Source organism: Pseudomonas sp. C 49-2 (assembly GCF_003970195.1).
GTDB classification, from domain to species: Bacteria; Pseudomonadota; Gammaproteobacteria; order Pseudomonadales; family Pseudomonadaceae; genus Aquipseudomonas; species Aquipseudomonas canadensis.
In genome coordinates, this window is sequence record NZ_RXYG01000013.1 from 68,763 (window position 1) to 85,917 (window position 17,155).

Sequence of the window (17,155 nt, forward strand, 5' to 3'; positions counted from 1 at the left end):
GCCTTTCAGCCACATAAATCGTCGAACAATCCTGGCTTTCTCAGTTGCGATCCATTATCATCCAGCGCCTTCTCGCTACCCACCGGGTAGCTGTTTCAATGTGTCACCCGAGGCGCCCATGTACCGTTTTTCGTTTCACCGCCCCCTGATTGCCATCAGCCTGGGGCTTGTTGCTCCTGGCGTGTTTGCCGCGCTGCAACCCCTGGCCGAAGCACCACTGGCCAGCGACACCGAGCTGCACTGCCACTTCAACCGCGACGCCAGTACCGACTGCACCACCACCTACCGCTATACGATCCTCAAGCCGAGCGGCCGCGAAATGCTCTCGCGCATCGACTTTGATTATTCCGAAGGCGACACCTTTGAAGTGATCAGCGCGCAGTCCACCCAGCCAGGCGCCAAGCCAGTGGCGCTGGATGCGACGCAGATCGACACCCGCACCGCGCCCAATCCGGACCAGGGCTTCAGCCGCAACAAACAGACCTCGCTGGCCTTCCCCAACCTGCGCGTCGGCACGCAGATTCGCTACGCCGTACGCGAGCACCACGCCGCCAAACCCTTGATGACCCAGTTTCACTACGTACTCAAATTCGGCGCCAGCCCGGCGCGGCGCGACCGGTTCAAGGCGCGTTTTACTGCCGAGCGCCCCATCCAGTGGCGCAGCGAACTGTTCGAGGGTTTCAGCGTAACGCCGTCGCAGAATGGCAAGACCCTGGACGTGGTGCAAAAGGCTCCGACCTACCTCAACTACATCAACGAAGCCTCCAACGCCGCGTTGCTGCGCATCCCACGGATCGAGATGGGCAGCGCCCTGGAGCGCCAGGCGTACTTCGGGGCGTTCGCGCAGCGCTACAACCAGATCCTCGGTGCCAACCTGCCGCCACAAGCTGCTGCCGCCGTGGTTGCCGTGCGCGGTTTGGCGCCGGCCGAACAGGTCGCGGCATTGATGCAGCACATCAACGATCACTATCGCTACCTGGGTGATTGGCGGGCGACAGAGCGCGGCTACGTGCCCTTCAACCTCGCTGAAATCGAACAACACGGTTATGGCGACTGCAAGGACCTGGCAATCCTGCTGACCGCCTTGCTCAAGGCCAGTGGCATCAAGGCCGAGACCGCCTGGGTCAGCCGGGGCGATGTGGTCGAGTCGCTACTGATCCCCGGCACCCAGGCGCCGAACCACGCCATCGTGCGCGCCGAAGTGGACGGCCAGGTGTGGTGGCTCGACCCGACCAACCCGGTGTTCGCCCCCGGCCAGGTCATGCCCGATATCCAGGACCGCTGGGTGCTGGTCAACGACGCCCAGGGTCAGGTGCGCGAGGAACATATCCCGCTGGAACGCCCCGAAACCACCCTGCGCCTGGACAAACAGGTGCACTACGACAAACAAGGCAACGGCGCGACCCAGGCCACGATCACCTTCAGTCGCCTGCCGCTGATGCAACTGAGCGTCGCCGACCGCCAGCAAGGCAGCACCGCCACCGACCAGGACATCTGCGCCAACTTCGGCAACGAGATCAGCGACTGCCAGATCACTCGCCCGGCCACCGGCTTTGTGGTGCATGACGGCTATACCGTCACGGCCAAAATGAATGATCAGCGTGCGCTGGAAAAGCTGGCGAATGACTACGTATATAGCGATGAATCGCTCAAGAGTCGTTGGGATGGTTTTATCAACTACCGCCGCCAAGGGCAGCAGGCCGAGCTTGATCTGGGCAACCCGCAAACCCATGACTACAGCATCACCCTGAGCGGCGGGCGGATGGAAAAAACCATCCCGGGTTGCCAGGTGCGTTCGCCGTGGTATGACTTGGACCTGCAGGGTTCGCAGGAGAATGGCGGGCTGCGTTATCACTATCGCCTGAGCCAGAAGGTGCGTTGGTTGAGCCGTGATGAGATTGTCAGCAAGGCGTTCGGGAAAATGATTGAGGATGCACGGGCTTGCGCGGAGCAGGTGCATCAGGTGGTGAAACTCTAACCCCTCTGTTGGGCAGGCCTGGCATCAGGCCTCGCCCAACAACAACCCCTGCTCCCGCGCGCACAACTCCACCACGTAATCCCACAACACCCGCAGTCGCACCGATTTGTGCAACTCCCGGCGCGAACTGATCCAGTAGCTGCGCTGGATTCCCTCACCCGGCAGCAATGGCACCAAGTCCGGATCGCCCGACGCCATGAAGCACGGCAGCACCGCAATCCCCAACCCGGAGCGCGCGGCTTGGTGCTGGGCAATCACGCTAGTGCTGTGGAACACCACCTTGGGGTTGCGGCAGAAGCTGCTGAGGAATTTGAGTTCCTGGCTGAACAGCAAGTCGTCCACGTAATCGATCCACGCGTGCGCGGCGAGGTCTTCGCGCTTTTCGATCGGTGGGTTGCGGTCCAGATAGGCACGGCTGGCGTAGAGGGCCAGGCGGTAGTCGGTGAGTTTGCGGGTGACCAGTTGATCGACGCTGGGGCGTTCGAGGTGGATGCTGATCTCCGCTTCGCGGTTGAGAATGCTGACAAAGCGTGGCACCGCCACCAATTCCACTTCCAGTCCGGGGTAGCGATCAAATAGCCCACCCATGCGACTGGCCAGGAACATCACGCCCAAGCCTTCGGCCACGCCGAGGCGGATCTTGCCCAAGGGCGCGGCGGAGTGGGTCAGTTCGTCTTCGGCCAACAGCGCGACGTTTTCCATGGCTTCGGCGTGCTTGAGCAGCGCTTCGCCGGCCGGCGTCAGTTCGTAGCCCTGGGCATGCTGCACGAACAGCGCGGTGCCGAGGCTTTTCTCGATCGCCTCGATATGCCGGGCCACGGTGGCATGCGTGGTTTTCAGACGTTGCGCGGCGGTGAGCAAGCGGCCGCTGCGCTGCAGCTCCAGAAAATACCGCAGGTCGTTCCAGTCGAACATGACGCCTCCATTGCATGAAACTCGACCACGCTGTTTAAAAACGCACAGCAGCTGGGTAAAAACTAACATTTTTAAGACGAAAACTAACAACTAGGATGGAGCCAATAAGAAAAACAAGCGAGGCCTCAGATGCCCATTGCAACTGCTGAATACGATTACATCGTCGTAGGCGCCGGCCCCGCGGGCTGCCTGCTGGCCAATCGACTGTCCGCCAACCCTGCCCACCGCGTGCTGCTGCTTGAAGCCGGCGGCCGTGACAACTACCCCTGGATCCACATTCCCGTCGGCTACCTGTTCTGCATCGGCAACCCACGCACCGACTGGTGTTTCAAGACCGAAGCCCAGGAAGGCTTGCAAGGCCGTGCGCTGAGTTACCCACGGGGCAAGGTGCTTGGCGGCTGCTCCTCCATCAACGGCATGATCTACATGCGCGGCCAGGCCCAGGATTACGACGGCTGGGCCGCAGAAGGCAATGCGGGTTGGGCCTGGAAAGACGTGCTGCCGCTGTTCAAGCAGAGCGAAAACCATTTTGCCGGCGGCTCGGAATTCCACAGCGATGGCGGTGAATGGCGCGTCGAACAGCAGCGCCTGCACTGGCCGATCCTCGATGCTTTCCGTGATGCGGCAGCGCAAAGTGGTATTGCCAACATCAATGACTTCAACCAGGGCGACAATGAAGGCTGCGGCTACTTCCAGGTCAACCAGAAGGCTGGCGTGCGCTGGAATGCGGCCAAGGCGTTCCTCAAGCCGGTCCGTCAACGCCCCAACCTGACAGTATTGACCGAAGTGGAGGTCGACCGCGTACTGCTGGAAAACGGCCGCGCCTCCCAGGTAATCGGACGCCAGCAGGGCCAGCAGATGAGCTGGAAGGCACGCAAGGAGATCGTCCTGTGCGCCGGCTCCGTGGGGTCGCCAGGCATCTTGCAGCGTTCGGGAATCGGTCCGTCCAGTGTGCTCAAACCCTTGGGCATCGACGTACTGCACGAACTGCCGGGCGTTGGTGGCAACTTGCAGGACCACCTGCAACTGCGGCTGATCTACAAACTGGAAAACGCCCGCACCCTCAACCAGATCGCCGGCACGCTATGGGGCAAGATGGGCATGGGCCTGCGCTACCTGTATGACCGCAGCGGCCCATTGTCGATGGCGCCCAGCCAGCTCGGCGCATTCGCCCGCTCGGGTCCGGAACAGACCTCGGCCAACCTCGAATACCACGTGCAGCCGCTGTCACTTGAGCGTTTTGGCGAACCGCTGCACGCATTCCCGGCGTTTACCGCATCGGTCTGCGACTTGCGCCCGCAAAGTCGCGGACGCATCGACATTCGCTCGGCCAACCCAGCGGATGCACCGCTGATCCGCCCCAATTACCTCAGCCATCCGGAAGATTTGCGGGTGGCCGCTGATGCGATCCGCCTGACACGTCGTATCGTCGCCGCCCCGGCGCTGAGCCAGTTCAAGCCGGTGGAATACCTGCCAGGCGATTCGCTGCAAACCGAAGACGAATTGCATGAAGCCGCCGCGCGTATCGGTACTACTATCTTTCATCCGGTTGGCACATGCCGCATGGGCAGCGATAAAGACGCGGTGGTGGATGCGCAACTGCGGGTGCATGGCGTGCCTGGTTTGCGCATCGCCGATGCCTCTGTCATGCCGCGCATCACGTCCGGCAACACCTGTTCACCTACGCTGATGATCGCGGAGAAGGCCGCGCAGCTGATCCTTTCGCCGAATACAAGGAGTCTCGCCCCGGAGAAAGAACTGGTTCATGCAATCTGAATAGCGGCGCCAGACTTGGCGCCGACAGTGGAACAACAATAAATAATCACTGTGAGGGCTACCCGATGTCAGAACATGCTCAACCCCTGGGTTCGGCGGTCAACACCGTCATCACCCGCAACGACTCAAAGAAGGTCATCTTCGCCTCGTCCCTGGGGACGGTGTTCGAATGGTATGACTTCTTCCTCTACGGCGCCCTCGCGGCGGTGATCAGCAAGCAGTTCTTTGCTGGGGTCAACGACACCACGGCGTTCATCTTTGCCTTGATGGCCTTTGCGGCCGGCTTTGTGGTGCGACCGTTCGGCGCGCTGGTGTTTGGCCGCTTGGGCGACATGATCGGGCGCAAATACACCTTCCTCGTCACTATCATCTTGATGGGCGTGGCGACTTTCTGTGTCGGGCTATTGCCGACCTACGCCAGCATCGGCATAGCGGCACCGATCATCCTGATCGTGCTGCGCATGCTGCAAGGCCTGGCGCTGGGCGGTGAATACGGCGGCGCAGCGACCTACGTGGCGGAACATGCGCCAGCCGGCAAACGCGGCTTCCACACCAGCTGGATTCAATCCACCGCGACCCTCGGCCTGCTGCTGTCACTGCTGGTGGTGCTGGCCTGCCGTTACTTCACCGGTGACCAGTTCGAAGTCTGGGGCTGGCGCATTCCGTTCCTGTTCTCCATCGTGCTGCTGGGTATTTCCACCTGGATTCGCATGAGCCTGCATGAGTCGCCGGCGTTCCTGAAAATGAAAGAGGAAGGCAAGTCCAGCAAGTCGCCGATCCGCGATTCGTTTGGTAAATGGGAAAACCTCAAGATCGTGCTGATCGCCCTGTTCAGCATCAACGGCGGCCAGGCGGTGACCTTCTACGCGGCGCAGTTCTATGTGCTGTTCTTCCTCACCCAGTTCCTGAAAATGGACCCGGCCCTGGCCAACATGCTGCTGATCATCAGCGTGGTGATCGGCGCGCCGTTCTTTATCTTCTTCGGCTGGCTGTCAGACAAGGTGGGCCGCAAGCCGGTGCTGATGCTCGGCCTGCTGCTGGCGACCGCGCTGTACTTCCCGATCTTCAAGAGCCTGGCGCACTACACCAACCCGGCGATGGACCAGGCCAGTCACCAGGCCCCGATCACCGTGTTGGCCGACCCGGCGACCTGCACCTTCCAGTTCGATCCGGTGGGCAAGGCCAAATTCGACAGCCCGTGCGACAAGGTCAAGACCTTCCTGGTCAAGCAGGGCCTGCCCTACAGCAGCGCCGCTGCACCGGCCGGCAGCCCGGTGCAGGTGAGCGTAGGTGACGTACGCATCGACGGGTTTGACGAAAAAGCCCTGCGCGGCGCCGTGACCCTGGCCGGTTATCCGTCATCGGCAGATGTGGCCCAGGTCAACAAGACCATGGTGGTGGTGCTGATCGTGGCGCTGATCCTGATTGCCGCCATGTGCTACGGCCCTCTGGCTGCGTTGATGGTGGAGTTGTTTCCGACCCGCATCCGCTACACCTCGATGTCCCTGCCCTACCACATCGGTAACGGATGGTTTGGCGGGTTCCTGCCGACCGTGTCGTTCGCGCTGGTGGTGTACACCGGCGATATCTTCTACGGCCTGTGGTATCCGGTGGTGGTGACCGGTGTGAGCCTGATCGTGGGGCTGTTCTGCCTCAAAGAAACGCGGCATGTGGATATTGATAACAACTGACTGAAGGCGCCCCTTTCCCTTGCCGGACGGGGGCGCACACAAATTGCTGTACATCCATACAGATAATAGTTGATCAAATCCCTTCTTTTGCCCATTCTGCTCTTCATTCAATGGCGTAACGAACGGGCTGAGCATGCGGCTGTACCTCTGTGAAAAACCTTCCCAGGCCAAGGATATTGCGGCCGTACTCGGCGCCAGTCGCAGAGGCGATGGCTGCTGGCTGGGCAATGGCGTCACGGTTACCTGGTGCATCGGCCACCTGCTGGAAACCGCGCCGCCCGACGCTTACGACGAAAAGTACAAACGCTGGGTGCTGGCCGACCTGCCCATCGTCCCGGAAAAATGGAAGATGCGCGTCAAGCCCAAGACCGCCAGCCAGTTCAAGGCGGTCAAGCGTTTGCTGGGAGAGGCTCAAGAACTGGTGATCGCCACCGACGCCGATCGCGAAGGCGAGATGATCGCCCGCGAGCTGGTGGAACATTGCCGCTATCGCGGGCAGATCAAGCGACTGTGGCTGTCGGCGCTGGACGACGCCTCCATCCGAAAGGCCCTGGCAACCCTCAAGCCCGGCGCCGAGACCTTCAGCCTGTACCACTCGGCCCTGGGCCGTTCCCGCGCCGACTGGCTTATCGGCATGAACATGAGTCGCCTGTTTACCTTGTTGGGACGCCAATCCGGTTACCAAGGCGTGTTGCCCGTGGGACGGGTGCAAACGCCGACCTTGCGCCTGGTGGTGGACCGCGACCGCAGCATTGCCGATTTTGTGCCGGTGGCGTACTGGGCCATCGATGTCGACCTGCGCCACGAACGCATGACGTTCACCGCCCAGTGGCGTGCGGCCGAAGATACCTGTGATGACCAGGGCCGGTGCCTCAACCCGCAACTGGCACGAGACGCTGCCGACGCCATGGGCAACGCCGCCACCGCAAGGCTGGTAAAACTGCGTACCGAACGCATGCGTGAAGTCGCGCCCCTGCCATTCGATCTCGGCACCCTGCAAGAAATCTGCTCCAAGAAGCTCGGCCTTGGTGCCCAAGAAACCCTGGATATCGCCCAGTCGCTGTATGAAACCCATAAAGTCATCACCTACCCTCGCAGTGATTGCGGCTACCTGCCTCTGAGCCAGCACAGCGACGCGCCGAAGATTCTTGCTGCCATCGCCCGCGCCGATAGTGCGGTGAACGAATTGATGCCGCATATCGACCCGCAGCGTCGCTCGCGGGCGTGGAATGACGCCAAGGTCAGTGCCCACCACGGCATCATCCCGACCGGCGCCGGCAAGGATGTGGGGCAACTCACCGGCAAGCACCGTGCGGTCTACACCTTGATTCGTGCACGCTACCTGGCGCAGTTCCTGCCCAACCATGAATACGACCGCACCCAGGCGGATTTCGACTGCGCGGGGCAAGCGTTGCGCGCGGTGGGCAAAGTGGTGATCGACCCGGGCTGGAAACGCGCCCTGCCCGAAGCCTTGGCGCCAGCCAAAGGGCGTGAAGCGCCAGCCCCACAAGCGTTGCCGGCATTGGTACAGGGCCAGGACTATGCCGTGGCCAAGGTCAACCTCAAGGACCTGTGGACCCAACCACCCAAGCCCTTTACCGAAGGCGACCTGATCAAGGCGATGAAAAACGTCGCCAAGCTGGTGGAAGACCCGCTGCTCAAGCAAAAGCTCAAGGACACCACCGGCATCGGCACCGAAGCCACCCGCGCCGGCATCATCCAGGGCCTGTTGGACCGTGGCTACCTGGTGAAGAACGGTAAGGCGCTGTCGGCCACCCCGGCAGCGTTCAGCCTGATCGACGCCGTGCCCCGCGCTATCGCAGACCCCGGCACCACGGCGATCTGGGAGCAGGCGCTGGATATGGTGCAAAGCGGTGAAATGAGCCTGGAGGAATTCGTGGCCAAACAGGCGGCCTGGATGAGCAAGCAAGTGGCACGTTGCAATGGCATGCGCATGACCATCACCGGCCCCGCCAGCCCGGCGGGCCGAGGCGCCGCGCCGTGGAAAAAGAAACGCAAGAGCGCGCCACGCAAGACTGCAGCCAGCCCTAAACGGACGAAAAAGCCGACTACTGCGGGGTAAATCGCGAAAAAAACCGGCGAATGACGTTTTTCGACGGGTTTAACGCCGCTTTGGACCTTGCCGCCGCGCGGGCCGTCTAGGATTCTGTAAGGGGAGCCTGACTAATTAACAAAAACCGGAGTGGCCGCCATGAAAACCGTTGCAGAAGTGCTCAAAGCCAAGGACAAGAAAAACCAGGAAGTCCATGTCATCAAACACGACCACACCGTGTTTGAAGCACTGGTCAGGATGTCCGAGAAAAACGTCGGGGCCTTGCCGGTCGTCCAGGATGACGTGGTGGTAGGCATCATCAGCGAACGTGATTACGCCCGCAAAATCATGCTCAAGGGGCTGTCGTCGGTCACCACAAAGGTGCATGAGGTGATGAGCTCGCCGGTGATCACCGTCGACACCCATAAAAAGGTCGATGAGTGCATGAACATCATGACCGACAGTCACCTGCGCCACCTGCCGGTGGTCGAAGACGGCAAACTGTTGGGCCTGCTCTCCATCGGTGACTTGGTAAAAGAAGCCATTGCCGACCAGGCTGACCTGATCAAACAGCTGGAGCAGTACATCCGCGGCGAATAGGGGAACCCATGCTCGACACGCTGGAACATCAAGAGGACCACCTCGACACCCTGTACCGGGCCATGGCAGACCGGCGTTTTCTGGTGTTGACCGGTGCCGGGATCAGCACGTCGTCGGGCATTCCCGATTACCGCGACAGCGAAGGCGTGCGTCGGGGCAAGGCGCCAATGATGTACCAGGAGTTCCTCGCCACCCCGCAAGCGCGGCGCCGTTATTGGGCGCGGGCGATGCTGGGGTGGCCAAGGGTCCGCATTGCACAACCGAACAAGGCGCACCTGGCGCTGGCGACGTTGCAGCAACGTGGCCGTATCAGCGGGCTGATCACGCAAAACGTCGACACCCTGCATGACCAGGCCGGCAGCCATGATGTGATCGAACTGCACGGCAGCCTGCACAGGGTGCTGTGCCTGGACTGCCAGCTGCGCAGCGAGCGCGGTGCGATCCAGCGGCAGATGGAGATCGACAACCCCTACCTGGCGCAGGTGCATGCGGTGCAGGCACCGGATGGCGATACCTTGCTCGATCCTGCGTTTGAAGAACATTTTCAGGTTCCCCGCTGCCCCCATTGCAATGGCGAGCGCTTGAAGCCCGACGTAGTGTTTTTTGGCGAGAACGTAGCGCCGGCGACAGCCGCCAGGGCAATGAATGCGGTAGAGCATGCCGAGGGGTTGCTGGTGGTGGGCTCATCGCTGATGGCTTATTCGGCGTTTCGTCTGTGCAAAGCCATGGTCGAACAGGGCAAGCCCGTGATTGCCATTAACCTGGGCAAGACCCGCGGGGATGAGCTTTTGCAAGTGAAGATCGAGGCGTCGTGCGAGCGACTGTTGCCGCTGTTGACCGATCGTTTGCAATAACCCATTCACCACGGATTAAAACCGTTATCGCCGGCAAACCGGCTCCTACAGTGTTTTGTGTTGAATTCACCCCCTCGGTTCTACGACTCACCCCTCCATAAAATGACGCCCAAGTCACGTTTTCCCGCATTCTCCCGTCACCACGGCGATTTATGTAGTGATCAAAAATAATCACTACATAACCGTTGACGTAACCTTTTTGTCCTTGCATTATCGAGACGTCTCCCGGATCGGGAGCGTTGGCAACAAGCGTTTTGAACAAGCTCGTCTGACCGCCGAGCTGTTTTTTCCGGATGTGCACTGCCCACAAGGCGGATTGATGAAGCTGACCGGCCCATGGGGCTCGGTACAAGGCGCTCAAATGCGGCTTGTCTTCGTTATGAAAGCATTGCGTAGCAGTTCATCAGCAAGACTACATGCATCAGGTTCAAGACCCTGCCCGTATTCGGCAGACAGTCGCTGACGCCCGGTTTTCGCAACCGGAGACAACTAAAGATGTTTTAACGAACCAACTGATAGATCGCCAACTGGTCAAGGGGCTTACACATGAATCTGAACAACCAACCAACTATCGATGAATTGGCTGAGATGTTCGCAGCGCAGAAAGACACACTCGACGACCATATCCTGTGGATTGGCAAATCGGGCGAAGTCCAAATCGACTGCCTGGCGCCCCACACCGAAGAAGCCGAGTTCGACCGCAATAACCGTGAATTGGCGGCGCGCCTGAAGATGTACCGTCGCGGCCAGGGTTATGTCGGCAAGAAAGCGGCGGCCGATCGCAACTTTATCGAGCAGGTCTTCCAAACACTTAATACCGAATGGCAGAACCTCAAAGGCCAATCGCACGTTAAAGTGATTGATAAATACTGCTGATAACACAGCATTAAATATTTAAGCCCGCTTGTTCATTCAAGCGGGCTTTTTAATGCCTGAGTTATAACAATGCCGGAAACCGCCCTTTTGCCGCTTCATCCCGGAAAATATCAAACAATACTTGCGCCGCTGCCGAGAGTTCATGCCCTGGCTTGGTCAGCACACCAATGGGCCGTTCGATCACCGGATCGCTCAAGGTAATGCAATGGGCGCCCGCCTCCTCCATTTGCCGTGCGCACAACGCCGGCACCGCGCTGACGCCCAAACCACTCGCGACCATCTTGCCCACTGTGGCCAGTTGATGGCTTTCCAGGGCGACCGGCAACTTCATCTGTAAAGCGCCCAAGTGTTCTTCCAGCATCACCCGTACTGTCGACGGTCGTTGCAACGTGATAAACGGCTGCTCCAGCAAGGTTATCCAATCGATTTCGGCGCAGGCAGCCAAGGGCGAATCACCCGGCACCACGGCGATGAAGCGATCGAGGTACAACGGCGTAAACGCCAGTGATGAGCCTTCAGCAGGCTCAAACGCCACGCCCAGCTCCACCTGCCGGTCGCGCACCATCTCCAGCACTTGCTCATTGATCAAGTCATGCACGGTCACATTCACCTGCGGGTAACGCGCGCGGAATATCTTCAGGATCGGTGGCAGCAAATTGCCCGCAAACGATGGCATCGCCGCGACCGTGACTCGGCCGCGTTGCAGAGTGAACCGTTGGCGCAGTTCGTCTTCAGCGTTGTCCCAGTCAGCAATCAGCCGGCGCGCCAGGGGCAGCAGGGACTCGCCCTCAGGCGTCAGGGCAACGTTGCGTGTATTGCGGCTGAACAGGCGCCCACCCAGGCCTTCTTCCAGCCCCTTGATGGTCAGGCTCAGCGCCGATTGGGAAAGGTGCAGGCGCTCGCAGGCGGCGGCAAAACTCAGGCTCTGGGCCACGGCGAGAAACGCGCGCATTTGTTTAACTGTCATGACGCTACTCCAAACGGCCAGGCGACTATGCTGTTTTTTAAATCAATCAACCTTAAAAAACAACTTAACAAATCAATCAGCCGGAGCAACACTCAACTCATTGGCTGGCCCACAAACAATAAAAGAGGTGCATATGGCAGGTTTCGATAAACGCGTGGCGTCCTACGAGGAAGCACTGGCAGGCCTGGAAGACGGCATGACCGTACTCTCCGGCGGTTTTGGCCTGTGCGGCATTCCGGAAAACCTCATCGCCGAGATCAAGCGCAAAGGCACCCGCGACCTGACCGTGGTTTCCAACAACTGTGGCGTCGACGGTTTCGGCCTGGGCGTGTTGCTGGAAGAGAAACAGATCAGCAAGGTAATCGCTTCCTACGTCGGTGAAAACGCCCTGTTCGAGAAGCAATTGCTTAGCGGCGAAATCGAAGTGGTGCTGACCCCTCAAGGCACCCTGGCCGAAAAAATGCGCGCTGGCGGCGCCGGCATCCCTGCGTTCTTCACCGCGACCGGCGTCGGCACCCCGGTGGCTGAAGGCAAGGAAACCCGCGAATTCAACGGTCGTCCGTACCTGATGGAAGAATCCATCACCGGCGACTTCGCCATCGTCAAAGGCTGGAAAGCCGACCACTTCGGCAACGTCATCTATCGCCACACCGCCCAGAACTTCAACCCGTTGGCCGCCACCGCCGGCAAGATCACCGTGGTCGAAGTGGAAGAAATCGTCGAACCGGGCGAGCTGGACCCGGCGCAGATCCACACCCCTGGCATCTACGTCGACCGGATCATCTGCGGCACGTTCGAGAAGCGCATCGAACAGCGCACCGTGCGCAAATAATCCGCCCCCAGCCCGAACAATAAGGACACATAAAAATGGCTCTTACCCGCGAACAAATGGCTCAACGCGTCGCCCGCGAAATGCAGGACGGCTTCTACGTCAACCTCGGCATCGGCATTCCGACCCTGGTGGCCAACTACATCCCCGAAGGCATGGAAGTGATGCTGCAATCGGAAAACGGCCTGCTGGGCATGGGTCCTTTTCCTACCGAAGAAACCATTGATGCCGACATGATCAACGCCGGCAAACAGACCGTCACCGCGCGCATCGGCGCGTCGATCTTCTCCTCCGCAGAGTCCTTCGCGATGATCCGTGGCGGCCACGTCGACCTCACCGTGCTTGGCGCGTTTGAGGTGGACGTACAAGGCAACATCGCCTCATGGATGATCCCCGGCAAGCTGGTCAAAGGCATGGGCGGCGCCATGGACCTGGTGGCCGGTGCGGAAAACATCATCGTGATCATGACCCACGCGTCCAAGGATGGTGAGTCCAAGTTGCTCAGCCAGTGCAGCCTGCCGCTGACCGGCGCCAACTGCATCAAGCGTGTATTGACCGACCTGGCCTACCTGGAAATCGAAAATGGCGCTTTTGTCCTCAAGGAACGCGCACCTGGCGTCAGCGTTGAGGAGATTGTGAGCAAGACCGCCGGTAAACTGATCGTCCCGGACCACGTTCCAGAAATGCACTTCCAGTGAGGACAGATTCCATGCAAGACGTCGTGATTGTTGCTGCCACCCGCACCGCCGTGGGCAGCTTCCAGGGTTCGCTGGCGAACATTCCGGCACCGGAACTGGGCGCTGCCGTAATCCGTCGCCTGTTGGAACAGACTGGCCTCGACCCGGCCCAAGTGGATGAAGTGATCCTCGGCCAGGTACTCACCGCAGGCAGCGGCCAGAACCCGGCGCGCCAGGCCTCGATCCTCGCCGGCCTGCCCCACGCGGTGCCCAGCCTGACCTTGAACAAGGTCTGCGGCTCCGGCCTCAAGGCTCTGCACCTGGGCGCCCAGGCCATCCGTTGCGGTGACGCCGAGGTGATCATCGCCGGCGGCATGGAAAACATGAGCCTGGCTCCGTATGTGCTGCCCGCCGCACGCACCGGTTTGCGCATGGGCCACGCCAAGATGGTCGACAGCATGATCACCGACGGTTTGTGGGATGCGTTCAACGACTACCACATGGGCATCACCGCCGAGAACCTGGTGGACAAGTACGGCATCAGCCGTGAAGCCCAGGACGCGTTCGCTGCGGCGTCTCAGCAAAAAGCCGCTGCTGCTATTGAAGCAGGCCGCTTTGTCGATGAGATCACCCCGATCCTGATTCCCCAGCGTAAAGGCGATCCTGTGGCCTTCGCCGTGGATGAACAGCCTCGCGCCGGCACCACTGCCGAGTCCCTGGCCAAACTGAAACCGGCGTTCAAGAAAGACGGCAGCGTCACCGCCGGCAACGCCTCCAGCCTCAACGACGGTGCCGCCGCCGTGCTGCTGATGAGCGCCGACAAGGCCAAGGCCCTCGGCCAGCCGGTACTGGCGCGTATTGCCAGCTACGCCAACGCGGGCGTCGACCCAGCCATCATGGGCATCGGCCCGGTCTCGGCCACCCTCCGCTGCCTGGACAAAGCCGGCTGGAGCCTGGGCGACCTGGACCTGATCGAAGCCAACGAAGCCTTCGCCGCGCAATCCCTGGCGGTGGGCAAAGAGCTGGAGTGGGATGCAGAGAAGGTCAACGTCAACGGCGGCGCCATCGCCATTGGCCACCCGATCGGCGCGTCAGGCTGCCGCGTGCTGGTGACGCTGCTGCATGAAATGATCAAACGCGATGCCAAGAAAGGTTTGGCAACGCTGTGCATCGGTGGCGGCCAAGGTGTCGCGCTGGCGCTCGAACGCAACTGATTCAAAGAGCAACACGGAAAAGGCCTGGTTCCACGAAAACCAGGCCTTTTCTTAATGCGTTCTATCTGAAAAACGCAGTTCAAATGTGGGAGCGGGCTTGCTCGCGAAAGCGGTGAGTCAACCATGAATCTGGTGACTGACACACTGCGTTCGCGAGCAAGCCCGCTCCCACATTTGATCTTTATTGCCTGTCGGATTGGGGCACCGCAAACACCGCATTCGCCCGCGCCACCACCTTCTCCCCCACCTGCAAGCTCACTGTGGCAAACGCCATCTGCCGCCCCCGCTTGTGATGCTCCAACCGCACCACAATCCACTCCCCGACCTGCACCGCCCCCAGGTAATCCAAGGTCATGCTCGCAGTAATCAACGGCAGCGGCGGCTCGCTGGAAAACGCCATGGCATACCCCATGCCGATATCCGCAAGGGTCGCTAGCACCCCGCCATGCACGGTGCCGCGTCCGTTGGCGTGGCGATTGTCGGCACGCAGGCCGACCTCCAGTTGCAGGCCCTCCCCTCGGCAATAGGCCGGACCGAGCAGATCCAGCAATGGACTGCTGCGGGGCAATGAAACAAAACCTTCAGGTACGGCGTGAGTGATCATGGCGGATTCTTCCCTGGAGTGAAGGTTGAGATGTACGCCTGGCCGCAAGCAGCGGCCATTACCATCTACCGCGCAAATCCCCCGCGATGCTTTGCGTTAATCCACCAGACCCGCTTTAATCGCCGCATCAACTCCCTCAAGGAACTGCAATGCGCCATCCGGACGGCAAATCCCTCGCACTTCGCGCCCCTCTTTTGACACTGCTGGCCGGCTTGGCCCTGGTTGGCTGCTCGCCCAGTGACCACTCGCGCGCGCGGGTGATCAACGGCGAACAAAGCCGTGCCGGCGCGCAATTGGCCTACGAACACGAACTGAGTCTGGCCCTGCCCGGCGCCTTGCTTTCACCGCGCATGCAGGCCACTCGCGAAGCCTGCGAAACCGCGCGTTTTGGCGCCTGCAATATCCTCGGCATCACCGAAAACGACAGCGGCGGCCAGATCATCCTGCGCATCGCGCCGACCGGCGTGGAGCCGATGGTCACGATGGCCGCTGAAGGTGGCAAACTCGGCCAGCGCATCACCACCGCCGAAGACCTGGCCGATGCCGTTGCCGATGTGCGCCGTCGCCAAGACCGTCTGCAAGCCCAGCAGCAACGCCTCGACGAACTGGCCAAACGCAAGGACATCACCGTCAGTGACCTGATTGCCTTAAGCAAGGAACAGGCGGGCATTGAAAACGAGCTGCAGGAACTGGCACAGGTTGCCGCCGGCCAGCAACGCCGCCTCGATACCAACCGTGTGACCCTGAATTTCCGCTCCTCCGATGGTGCAAACCAGCAGTCGAGGTTCAGCCGCATGTTCAGCAGCTTGGGCGACAACCTGGTGGACGGCACTGCCGACGCCCTGGAGCGGTCGGCCTATATACTGCCGTTCGTGATCCTGGCGTTTCCGGTGGTGTGGTTGTGGGTATGGCTGTGGCGCCGCTTCGTCAAACGCCGCACCTGATCAGCGCTTCATGCACCGCTGATAACGTTCATCCACCCGCTTGGCGAACCAGGCGGTAGTGAGATTGCGGGTGATTTTGGGGCTCTTGAGCACGATGCCCGGCAGGATCGCCCGCGGCATCGGCTTGCCCGCCGCCTTGTCGGCCAGGGCAAACACGCGCTTGTAGAGCGTGGTGTCTTCAAAGTCCAGTTGCTCGCCTTGCTCCAACTGGCTGCGGATGCTGGGGTTGCGCATGTCCAGCTTCGCGCCCAATGACCGCACCGCCAGCTCGGTAGTGCCCGGCAGCAGTGAACCGTAGCGAATCAGATCTCCATCCAAGGCCAGGTCGGTGCCCGAGGCACGGCTGACGGCAGCCTGGAACGCGGCATTGCGGCTGGCGTACCAGCCGGCATTGAAGTCGGCAAACCGGTACAACGGCTGGTCATAGTTAACCGGATAACCGAGCAAATGCGCGATGCCGAAGTACATGCCGCCCCGCCGGGTGAACACTTCGCGGCGAATGCTGCCGTCCACCGTGTAGGGATAACCTCGCGCTTGTTTCTGCGCAAAGTCGATACTCACCTGCATCGGCCCTGCGGTATGCACCGGGTTGAAGCCACCAAACAGGGTCTTGCCCAGGGGCACCATGCTGATGAAGTCATCGAAGATGCCACTCAGGTCTTTCTCCGTGCGTGCAGCGCCCATGCGATCGGCGTAAGTCTTGCCGGTGGGCGAACGCAGTTGCAGTGCGCTGCGGACCACAAACGCCGGCACATGGACTTTTCCGGCGCGCCGCAGGATTTCATCCTGGGCGATCTTGCCCATGTTCGGCACGGGTGGGTCCACTTGGTAAGTGGACTCCTGCTCGGTCACCGCCAGCACCGCGCAGATGTTTTCCGTGCTGGGGTAGATTTTCTGGGTATCGAAGGCGGTGTAGATGTCCTGGGCCCACCCCTTGCGGTCAGGCACCTGGGCCGGTAGCAACCGCACGATCTGCGCCTTCACCTCGGCTTCGCTGCGCTCCGGCTGTTGCGGGTTGCGTGTGGTGGAGCATCCGGCCAGTACCAGTAGAGTGGTAAGGCATAGGATCAGGCGGCTTGGGTACATGGAGCTTCCTTGGGTGGCGGCGGGCCGGGGCATTGCAGATATCGACCGGTAAGTCTAACCAGGGTTCGCCCACCTTGCGTGCTCGCCAGTG

General features: G+C 60.7%; 15 protein-coding genes. 11 read left to right on the top strand and 4 right to left on the bottom strand.

Annotated features, from left to right (window positions below; genetic code table 11):
• Nucleotides 1-118: 118 nt before the first annotated feature.
• Nucleotides 119-1,978: a DUF3857 domain-containing transglutaminase family protein gene (locus EJ576_RS23360; protein ID WP_126571243.1), complete on the top strand. Its 1,860-nt coding sequence runs from the start codon at nucleotides 119-121 to the stop codon at nucleotides 1,976-1,978.
• A gap of 24 nt (nucleotides 1,979-2,002) precedes the next feature.
• Here the strand turns inward: EJ576_RS23360 and EJ576_RS23365 are convergent, their stop codons facing one another.
• A complete protein-coding gene (locus EJ576_RS23365) occupies nucleotides 2,003-2,893 on the bottom strand; it encodes a LysR family transcriptional regulator (RefSeq protein WP_123474216.1) in 891 nt (296 codons plus the stop codon).
• Between the two features lie 129 nt (nucleotides 2,894-3,022).
• On the opposite strand from EJ576_RS23365, the gene EJ576_RS23370 reads away from it, so the two are divergent.
• The 6 genes from EJ576_RS23370 to EJ576_RS23395 all read left to right on the top strand — a co-directional run bounded on the left by EJ576_RS23370 (nucleotide 3,023) and on the right by EJ576_RS23395 (nucleotide 10,743).
• A complete protein-coding gene (locus tag EJ576_RS23370) occupies nucleotides 3,023-4,669 on the top strand; it encodes a GMC family oxidoreductase (RefSeq protein WP_123474217.1) in 1,647 nt (548 codons plus the stop codon).
• A gap of 65 nt (nucleotides 4,670-4,734) precedes the next feature.
• On the top strand, nucleotides 4,735-6,360 hold the full coding sequence (locus EJ576_RS23375) for an MFS transporter (protein WP_028619603.1): 1,626 nt from the start codon (nucleotides 4,735-4,737) through the stop codon (nucleotides 6,358-6,360).
• Nucleotides 6,361-6,493: 133 nt separating this feature from the next.
• Nucleotides 6,494-8,443, top strand: a complete 1,950-nt coding sequence (locus EJ576_RS23380; protein ID WP_126571244.1) for a DNA topoisomerase III — start codon at nucleotides 6,494-6,496, stop codon at nucleotides 8,441-8,443.
• Between the two features lie 129 nt (nucleotides 8,444-8,572).
• A complete protein-coding gene (locus EJ576_RS23385) occupies nucleotides 8,573-9,013 on the top strand; it encodes a CBS domain-containing protein (RefSeq protein WP_028619602.1) in 441 nt (146 codons plus the stop codon).
• Nucleotides 9,014-9,021: 8 nt separating this feature from the next.
• Nucleotides 9,022-9,867, top strand: a complete 846-nt coding sequence (locus tag EJ576_RS23390; RefSeq protein ID WP_126571245.1) for an NAD-dependent protein deacetylase — start codon at nucleotides 9,022-9,024, stop codon at nucleotides 9,865-9,867.
• Between the two features lie 546 nt (nucleotides 9,868-10,413).
• On the top strand, nucleotides 10,414-10,743 hold the full coding sequence (locus EJ576_RS23395; protein ID WP_123474219.1) for a hypothetical protein: 330 nt from the start codon (nucleotides 10,414-10,416) through the stop codon (nucleotides 10,741-10,743).
• Between the two features lie 61 nt (nucleotides 10,744-10,804).
• Here the strand turns inward: EJ576_RS23395 and EJ576_RS23400 are convergent, their stop codons facing one another.
• On the bottom strand, nucleotides 10,805-11,710 hold the full coding sequence (locus EJ576_RS23400; protein WP_078047820.1) for a LysR family transcriptional regulator: 906 nt from the start codon (nucleotides 11,708-11,710) through the stop codon (nucleotides 10,805-10,807).
• A 133-nt stretch (nucleotides 11,711-11,843) separates the two neighbouring features.
• On the opposite strand from EJ576_RS23400, the gene EJ576_RS23405 reads away from it, so the two are divergent.
• Genes EJ576_RS23405 through EJ576_RS23415 form a run of 3 tightly spaced genes read left to right on the top strand, consistent with a single transcriptional unit; the run spans nucleotide 11,844 to nucleotide 14,430 of the window.
• Nucleotides 11,844-12,542, top strand: a complete 699-nt coding sequence (locus tag EJ576_RS23405) for a CoA transferase subunit A (protein WP_010211319.1) — start codon at nucleotides 11,844-11,846, stop codon at nucleotides 12,540-12,542.
• A gap of 35 nt (nucleotides 12,543-12,577) precedes the next feature.
• Entirely contained in the window at nucleotides 12,578-13,237 is a 660-nt protein-coding gene (locus EJ576_RS23410) for a CoA transferase subunit B (RefSeq protein ID WP_003211625.1), read from the top strand.
• Between the two features lie 11 nt (nucleotides 13,238-13,248).
• Nucleotides 13,249-14,430: an acetyl-CoA C-acetyltransferase gene (locus tag EJ576_RS23415; protein ID WP_126571246.1), complete on the top strand. Its 1,182-nt coding sequence runs from the start codon at nucleotides 13,249-13,251 to the stop codon at nucleotides 14,428-14,430.
• Nucleotides 14,431-14,611: 181 nt separating this feature from the next.
• Here the strand turns inward: EJ576_RS23415 and EJ576_RS23420 are convergent, their stop codons facing one another.
• Entirely contained in the window at nucleotides 14,612-15,034 is a 423-nt protein-coding gene (locus EJ576_RS23420; RefSeq protein ID WP_126571247.1) for a PaaI family thioesterase, read from the bottom strand.
• Between the two features lie 149 nt (nucleotides 15,035-15,183).
• Between EJ576_RS23420 and EJ576_RS23425 the strand changes: the two genes are divergently transcribed.
• On the top strand, nucleotides 15,184-15,978 hold the full coding sequence (locus EJ576_RS23425; protein ID WP_126571248.1) for a DUF4349 domain-containing protein: 795 nt from the start codon (nucleotides 15,184-15,186) through the stop codon (nucleotides 15,976-15,978).
• Here EJ576_RS23425 and EJ576_RS23430 read toward each other — a convergent pair whose 3' ends face one another.
• The gene (locus tag EJ576_RS23430; protein WP_126571249.1) at nucleotides 15,979-17,064 is read right to left on the bottom strand and encodes a DUF1615 domain-containing protein; all 1,086 of its coding nucleotides are present in this window, start codon (nucleotides 17,062-17,064) and stop codon (nucleotides 15,979-15,981) included.
• Nucleotides 17,065-17,155 lie beyond the last annotated feature (91 nt).